This window comes from Salimicrobium humidisoli, assembly GCF_002295105.1.
Taxonomy (GTDB): domain Bacteria; phylum Bacillota; class Bacilli; order Bacillales; family Halobacillaceae; genus Salimicrobium; species Salimicrobium humidisoli.
Genome location: NZ_NSGH01000014.1, coordinates 60,958 through 68,281, shown reverse-complemented (window position 1 = coordinate 68,281; position 7,324 = coordinate 60,958). Strand labels below are relative to the sequence as shown.

7 protein-coding genes are annotated in these 7,324 nt (G+C 48.6%); all 7 read right to left on the bottom strand.

Going from position 1 to position 7,324, the window contains the following annotated elements:
- Positions 1-153: 153 nt before the first annotated feature.
- The 7 genes from CKW00_RS09735 to fmt are packed head-to-tail and all read right to left on the bottom strand — an operon-like array spanning position 154 to position 7,320.
- A complete protein-coding gene (locus CKW00_RS09735; RefSeq protein ID WP_095822412.1) occupies positions 154-813 on the bottom strand; it encodes a thiamine diphosphokinase in 660 nt (219 codons plus the stop codon).
- Positions 814-825: 12 nt separating this feature from the next.
- The gene (gene rpe / locus CKW00_RS09730) at positions 826-1,476 is read right to left on the bottom strand and encodes a ribulose-phosphate 3-epimerase (RefSeq protein WP_095822411.1); all 651 of its coding nucleotides are present in this window, start codon (positions 1,474-1,476) and stop codon (positions 826-828) included.
- Between the two features lie 3 nt (positions 1,477-1,479).
- Positions 1,480-2,346, bottom strand: a complete 867-nt coding sequence (gene rsgA / locus CKW00_RS09725) for a ribosome small subunit-dependent GTPase A (RefSeq protein WP_095822410.1) — start codon at positions 2,344-2,346, stop codon at positions 1,480-1,482.
- A 12-nt stretch (positions 2,347-2,358) separates the two neighbouring features.
- Positions 2,359-4,266, bottom strand: coding sequence for a Stk1 family PASTA domain-containing Ser/Thr kinase (pknB, locus tag CKW00_RS09720; RefSeq protein ID WP_095822409.1), 1,908 nt, complete (start codon positions 4,264-4,266; stop codon positions 2,359-2,361).
- A complete protein-coding gene (locus CKW00_RS09715) occupies positions 4,266-5,027 on the bottom strand; it encodes a Stp1/IreP family PP2C-type Ser/Thr phosphatase (protein WP_095822408.1) in 762 nt (253 codons plus the stop codon). The genes pknB and CKW00_RS09715 overlap by 1 nt, the downstream gene beginning before the upstream one ends.
- A gap of 9 nt (positions 5,028-5,036) precedes the next feature.
- On the bottom strand, positions 5,037-6,380 hold the full coding sequence (gene rsmB, locus CKW00_RS09710; RefSeq protein ID WP_198951629.1) for a 16S rRNA (cytosine(967)-C(5))-methyltransferase RsmB: 1,344 nt from the start codon (positions 6,378-6,380) through the stop codon (positions 5,037-5,039).
- Positions 6,373-7,320: a methionyl-tRNA formyltransferase gene (fmt, locus tag CKW00_RS09705; protein ID WP_095822406.1), complete on the bottom strand. Its 948-nt coding sequence runs from the start codon at positions 7,318-7,320 to the stop codon at positions 6,373-6,375. The genes rsmB and fmt overlap by 8 nt, the downstream gene beginning before the upstream one ends.
- Between the last annotated feature and the right edge of the window lie 4 nt (positions 7,321-7,324).

Here is a 7,324-nt window from a genome sequence, read left to right as displayed (position 1 = left end):
GAGACCCCGGAGTGTGGGTTTTCACGAGGGAGGCTCGGGCGTTCGTCCGCGGAAAGCGAGTGGTATTCGCCCGCACGAACTGCACAAAAAAAGCTTGCAGAAAAACACGGGGTTTCTCTACAAGCTGAGCACCCCACGGGGTGCTTTTTTTTATTATTCAGGAGTGTGTGGAGCTGCATCTCTACTTTTGATCGTCAGCACGATCCCCTCTTCAAAGGAATAAGTTCCGGTTCCCTTTTCCAGTTCGTTGGAAAGGCACAATGTGGAGCCGATAGGCAGGTCCTCCGCTTCCAGTTGGTACTTGAAGCCCTGCAGGGACAAACTCTTCACCTTAAGGGAAAGAGGGATGAAAGAAACGTAAGGGTAGTCGTCACTGTGTTCAACGGTGTGTATACCGGGAAGCTTCACTTCCATTTCGTTTTGACGGTCCACAATCGTCCCTTCAAGATTCTGCTGAATCATGGGGTACAGAAGTTGAATGTTGGCCAGCGTATGATCCATCCTTCCGCCTGTTACCCCGTACAACAGAATGTGATCCGCTCCTTTCGAAATGGCTTCCTGTACTGCCAGTTCGAGGTCTGTCTCATCTTTTTCACGGGAGTAAACTTTCGTTTCGTAAGCTTCTTCCCTGATTTTTTGAAGCGTGTCGGGAGTGACCGAGTCAAAGTCACCGATTGCCAGATCCACACGCATCCCTCTTTCCATAAGGACCTGCGCTCCCCCGTCTGCTCCTATCCAGAAAGATATATCCTCGTGAAAATTCTCCGGTATATACTGCGACGGTCCCCCGCCTACAATTGCAATTAAACTCATGTCTGAAAGCTCCTAACTGTCACGAATTTCTGCTACAGCTTTTTCCCGGTCCCGATCATTGAAAATCGCACTTCCGGCCACGAGCACATCAGCTCCTGCCTGTTTGCATAAGGAGGCGGTTTCTTTATTGACTCCTCCGTCCACCTCAATTTCGTAGGAATAATTGTTCATTTCTTTTCTCCACGTATGAAGTTTTTCCACTTTCTCCATGACCTCGGGAATGAATTTCTGTCCTCCAAAACCGGGGTTTACGGACATCACCAGCACAAGCTCCACTTCATGCAGGATCGGTTTCAGCATTTCGACAGGGGTGGCCGGATTGATAACCACGCCGGCTTTTGCCCCATTGTTTTTTATCAGCTGAATGGTTCGGTGCAGGTGAGGTGTAGCTTCCTGATGAACAGTAATTATGGATGCACCCGCTTCGGCGAATGCCTCTACATAATTTTCCGGGTCACTGATCATAAGATGAACGTCCAGCGGCAGATCGGTTACCGGACGAATAGCTTTTACAACAGGTATACCTATAGAAATATTAGGTACGAACTTTCCATCCATAACATCGACGTGGATATAATCCGCTCCGGCTTGTTCCACTCCCTTTATTTCCGATGCCAGGTTGGCAAAATCTGAAGCTAGAATAGATGGGGCTATTTTGGTCATAATTCAATACCTCGGCTTTCTGTTTTGTATTTCGTGTAAAAATTCAATGTAATGGCCGTACCTGAACTCATGGATATTCCCATCCCGGACTGCCTGTTTCACAGCACACTTGGGCTCCCTGTCATGAATACATCCCCTGAATTTACAGTCGGGAGCGTACTCTCTCATTTCCGGAAAACACTCCGCCAGACTCACAGATGTTACCGGATCAAAATCGAGAGAGCTGAACCCGGGGGTGTCCGCCACCAGACCTCCATTGATTGAAAAAAGCTCGACTCTCCTCGTCGTGTGTTTCCCTCTGCCAAGACTGCGGGATATTTCTCCCGTCTCGAGAAAAAGGGAGGATTGCAGGGCATTGAGAAGAGTGGACTTCCCTACACCCGATTGTCCTGCTATCACAGTCGTTTTATTTTTGAAAAGATCTTTGACCCGCGTGAGCGCCTCTTCGTTTCCGGGATCAGTCAGAATCACCTCGTACCCGGCCTGCTCGTAAACCCTGCGGTACCGGTCTATATCTTCCGAAGCGGTTACCTGGTCCTGTTTTGAAATAACGATTACAGGATTTATCATTTTAGACTCTATCAGAACTAAAAACCTGTCGAGCAGTCGTGAGTTGAACCCAGGTTCCACTGCGGAGACTACCACGATTGCCTGATCAATGTTGGCAATGGGTGGACGAACGAGTTCATTCGACCGTTCTTCCACGGTGAGAAGGTATCCTTCCTCCGGGTCGAATTGAACGACATCCCCGACAAGCGGGCTGATTTTTTTGTTTCTGAACAAGCCGCGGCCTTTACAACGATAAACTTTCTCATCCATTAACACATCGTAAAACCCGCTCAGTGATTGGATAATGATACCACGAGCCATCCCATTCCTCCTCTAATATTTCGCCTTACCTTCTTTCACAATTTCCCCGTGCTTCTCCACACGGTATACAGCTTCCTCTCCCTCTCTTATCTGTACATCTATTTCCACAGTTTTCTCTTCCGTAATGACTTTTTCCAGGAAAACTTCCTCATCCTTCGTGTTAGCATCCTTCAAAAATATCTGATACGTCTCCTCTTCCCCATTCTCACCGGTGTAGGGGAGATCGAAAGTCAACGTCTTTTCTTTCATCGGTTTCTCCTTCTGGCCCAGCGAGAGACTTACCGTGACCTTGGTACCTCTCTCGATTTCCGAGAAAGCGTCCGGAGACTGGGAGACTATTTTTCCGGCCTCCACTTCCCCCGAAAACTGTTCTTCGACTTTCACCTTCATCCCCTCTCCTTCCAGATATGCCCGGGCTTTGTCCTCACCCATGCCCCTCAGGGGTCTGAGCAGAACTTTCGGAGGACCGGAGCTTACTCTGAACAATACACTGGTCTCGCCGGGGATCACTTTACGATCGGCAGCCGGCTGCAGTTGTTCAAGAATTTCACCCGCGGGACGTTCCGAACTGTTATGGATGGAAAATACGGAAGTGAACCCTTTTTCTTCAAGTGCTTTTTTCGCGTCCCCGAAGTCTTCCCCTGTGTAATCCAATATCTTCACAGTCCTTTTCCCCCTGCTGGAGACAACTGTGACTTCCGTTTCTTCAGGGACCATGCTTCCCGGAGAAGGGCTTATCTGAATTACGTTGCCCTCCTCCACGTCATCGGAATAGGCGCTTCCCCTTTCCACCTGCAGACTGGAATCACGAAGAGTACTGTAGGCATCTTCATATTCCATTCCGGTAACATCAGCCACTTCGACTTCTTTCGGTCCAAGAACCATCGGTACTGCTACAGCCGCCCCTCCACCTAAAAACAGAAAAATGATAAAGGCGATAATCCAGACTCTGCCCTTTTTCCTTTTTTTCTTCTCCGGAGGTTTGTCGCCTGTGTGTAGTAAAGTCTCTTCCGCGCCCCCGGAACGGTAGTCTTCCGTCACCACAGGAATCGCCTTCGTTTCTTCGCCTTCTTCCTCCGGGAGTTCAAAAGGAGCAGGGTTTCTTTCCATCAGACATCTGCTTAGATCTTCATCCATTTCTTCAACTTCAGAGTAGCGGTGCAGAGGATTTTTGGCAGTGGCTTTCAATACGATATTTTCCATGCTTTGCGGGACTTCTGTATATTTGGATATGGAAGGTGTATCATGCTGGAGATGTTTCAGTGCGACAGATACCGGAGACTCCCCGGAAAAAGGGAGGCGACCGGTCAATAGTTCGAACAGGACGATACCGAGAGAATAAATATCCGATCTTCTGGTCGCTGTACCGCCTCTGGCCTGCTCAGGCGATAAATAATGGACGGAACCAAGCACCGCGTTCGTCTGGGTAAGTGCAGTGGAGGAAAGCGCCATGGCTATACCGAAGTCGGTCACTTTCACTGCACCCTGAGGACTGATAAGAATGTTCTGAGGTTTAATATCCCGGTGAATCAGACCGTTGGCGTGAGCATAATCCATAGCTTCGGTGATCTGTCTCATAATGCCGACAGCTTCAGCAGGGTCGACCGGGGAATGGTACTGTATGTATTTTTTCAGCGTCATCCCTTCTATGAACTCCATTACCATGTAATAGATACCCTGTTCTTCCCCCACGTCGAATATATTTACGATATTAGGGTGGTTAAGACTTATGGAAGCCTGGGCTTCACGATGGAATCTGGCGATGAACTCTTCATCTTCCCCGTACTCCATGCGAAGCACTTTAACGGCCACTTCCCGCTCGCTGACAGTGTCAAAAGCTAAATAAACATACGCCATCCCTCCGCCGCCGATCATTTCCTTTACAAGATAGCGGTCATTTAGCCATTGATTTTCAAGCATTATCTTTCACCTTCTTTATCAGTAAAAGCAGGTCTTTTAATGACAGCAAGAGAAATATTGTCTTCTCCCCCGCGCTCATTTGCAAGGTCAATCCAATGTTGGACGAGCCCTTCGTCCTGCTCGCTGAAGTCCTGAAGTTTTGAAAGTTCCGGATCCGACACTTTATCTGTCAGCCCGTCGGAACAAAGCAGAATTCGTGTGTCTCCTTCTGTTGAAGGAAAGTACAGATCAGGTGAAATGTTCTTCTCTGTTCCGATAGCCTGAGTAAGAATATTTTTTCTCGGGTGGTCTTCCGCTTCCTCCTCGGAAATCCGGCCGGCACGTACCAGCTCATTAACGAGGGAATGATCGCTGGTAGCCTGACGGAATCCGTTAACGTCAGCTATGTAACAGCGACTGTCACCGACGTTCACTATGCCGATCATATACGGTGTACACACGGCAGCTACAACCGTCGTGCCCATCCCCTGGTACTCCCTGTGCAGAGAGCCCAGACGGAGGACTTCTCCGTTGATTTCATGAATTATTTCTTCGAACCAGCTTTTTATATCTTTGGAATCTTCAAAAGACTCTCTTTCGTTAAAAGACGCCTCCATACGATCTACGGCAATTTTACTTGCTACATCTCCCGCCCGGTGTCCGCCCATACCATCGGCAACGACGGCCAGCCAGACGTTTCCGGAGGGGTGTTTACTGACAGAACCCGAATCTTCATTGTGAGGTCTTACTTTACCTTTATCTGTGCGAAAAAGTCCTTCCACACTCTCACCTCATTTCGATTTTTTTCTGAGCAGAGTAACAAAAAATCCGTCGGAGTCCGCATCCTGAGGAAAAATCTGGAGGCCGATCCCGGTAATGACGCGATGCTGTAAGTCTTCCGGTACTCTGTCGACGAAATCTTCCATCTCAAATGCAGGGTGGCGCTTCAGAAAATCCCGTACTGCTTCGTCATTTTCATGCCGGTCTACCGTACAGGTGCTGTACACCAGCAGACCATTCTCTTTCAATAGTGGTGCCACGTGATCCAGAATATGATCCTGAACTTCCCTCAACCTGTAAATGTCTTCTTCTTTTTTACTGTATTTAATATCGGGTTTGCTTCGTATAACTCCAAAACCTGAACACGGGGCATCTACCAGCACGTGGTCGAACGTTTCATTTTCATGCTTATCCTGAAGTTTTCTGGCATCGTAATTCTCCGCGTGAATATTCGTCAACCGGAGGATATTCGCCTTTTCTCTAATAAGAGCCGCTTTCTTCTTATGGAGATCGTAGGCGTAAACGGTACCCTCGTTCTTCATCTTTTCGCTTATGTGAGTGGTTTTTCCTCCCGGGGCGGCACAGGCATCAAGTACTGTCTGTCCCGGCTCGGGATTCATCAGTTCGGCCACAAGCATGGAACTTCGATCCTGAATAGTCACAAGTCCCTCCCGGAAAAGGCGATGTTTAATGATATTCCCCTCATGTAAAATGATTCCCTGGGAGGAAAAGCGGGACTCTTCGACCTCAAACCCGTCCCGTTCAAGCTCTGTTACGGCCTCTCCCCTGCTCAAAAGCAAAGGCTGTACCCTTATGCTTTCCGGCATACGAAGCTGGTTCGTCATGCACATACTTTCTGTAGTCTCATACCCGTACTGATCGATCCAGCGGTTGACCAGCCAGTGAGGATGACTCGTTCGTACGGCGAGTCTTTCGGCAGAGTCTTCGATTTCGTCTGCAGAACGGACTCCTTCCCTTTGTACAGAACGCAGAACCGCGTTCGTAAACGAGGCTGTCCCCTTGTGACCTTTTCGTTTGGAGATGGATACGGCCTCATTCAACACAGCATGATCCGGGATCCGGTCAAGCATTTCCATTTGGTATACGGACATATAAAGGAGCCACTTTACCCAGGGAGTGATTTTTTTCTGCTTTTTCATAAAAGGCTCCAGCCAGTAATCCAGCAGATCTCTGTGCTGAAGCGTTCCATATACGAGTTCGGTGAGAAGTCCGGCATCCTGAGAGGAAAAGTGGCCATTTTCAATTTCCCGATTGACGAGAACGTGGCTGAACCCGCCTTCTTCCCCGACACGGGTCAAAAGATACAGCGCTGATTCCCTTACTGTATTACTCATCGTTTTCACCCAGCACTTCTCCGATTTCCATCGTCTGGCCGATACCATTGATAAAAGAAGTTCCGTCCATCCGTTTTTTACCGGAAGGCTGCAGTTCTGTAATAATAACGCTGCTTCCGTCCCCGCAGACGACGACTATCCCCTCTTTTGTTTTATCTATCACTGTACCGGGTGCCTGGCCTCCGGTCTGATCGTATTTTTGTGCAGCCCATAACTTCAGCGGTTTCCCGCCCCAGTAAGTATAGGCGACCGGCCACGGGCTCATGCCGCGTATATGTCCCCACACCACGTCACGGGGAAGACTGAAATCGACGAGTTCTTCCCCTCTTTTAATGGTAGGAGCGAAAGTAGCTTTGGAAGCATCCTGCACCTCTGCCTCAATGGTGCCGTTTATAAGAGGCGGTAAGGTTTCAGACAGCAATTCAGCGCCGATCTGCGCCAGTTTATCATGCAGAGTACCTACATCATCTTCTTCACTCACAGTTATTTTTTTCGAAGAAAGCATATCTCCTGCATCGAGTTCCGGAACCATATACATAATGGTTACACCGGTCTCTTCCCTTCCATCCATCAGCGCATAGTGGATAGGGGCCGCCCCCCGATATTCCGGAAGAAGGGAAGCATGGACATTTATCGCTCCAAGTCCCGGGTAATCGAGAAGGGCCTTCGGTAAAATCTGCCCGTACGCCGCAGTGACTATCAAATCAGGATCATACTCCAGTATTTTCTGATATTCTTTCTTCACTTTTTCGGGCTGAAATACCGGGATACCGGACGCTTCCGCCGCTTCTTTCAACGGTGGAGGAGTTAAAATCTTCTTTCTCCCTTTCGGCCTGTCCGGCTGTGTTACTACAAGTGAAATGTTATATCCTTCTTCTATAAGTCTATTCAAAACCGGAACAGAAAAATCCGGTGTTCCCATAAGTACAATGTTCGTCATAAAA

Bases quoted from the DNA above. Each gene is read 5' to 3' on its own strand.
- CKW00_RS09735 (WP_095822412.1), bottom strand. From the start codon at position 813: ATGAGTTTAATTGCAATTGTAGGCGGGGGACCGTCGCAGTATATACCG.
- rpe (WP_095822411.1), bottom strand. From the start codon at position 1,476: ATGACCAAAATAGCCCCATCTATTCTAGCTTCAGATTTTGCCAACCTG.
- rsgA (WP_095822410.1), bottom strand. From the start codon at position 2,346: ATGGCTCGTGGTATCATTATCCAATCACTGAGCGGGTTTTACGATGTG.
- pknB (WP_095822409.1), bottom strand. From the start codon at position 4,266: ATGCTTGAAAATCAATGGCTAAATGACCGCTATCTTGTAAAGGAAATG.
- rsmB (WP_198951629.1), bottom strand. From the start codon at position 6,380: ATGAGTAATACAGTAAGGGAATCAGCGCTGTATCTTTTGACCCGTGTC.
- fmt (WP_095822406.1), bottom strand. From the start codon at position 7,320: ATGACGAACATTGTACTTATGGGAACACCGGATTTTTCTGTTCCGGTT.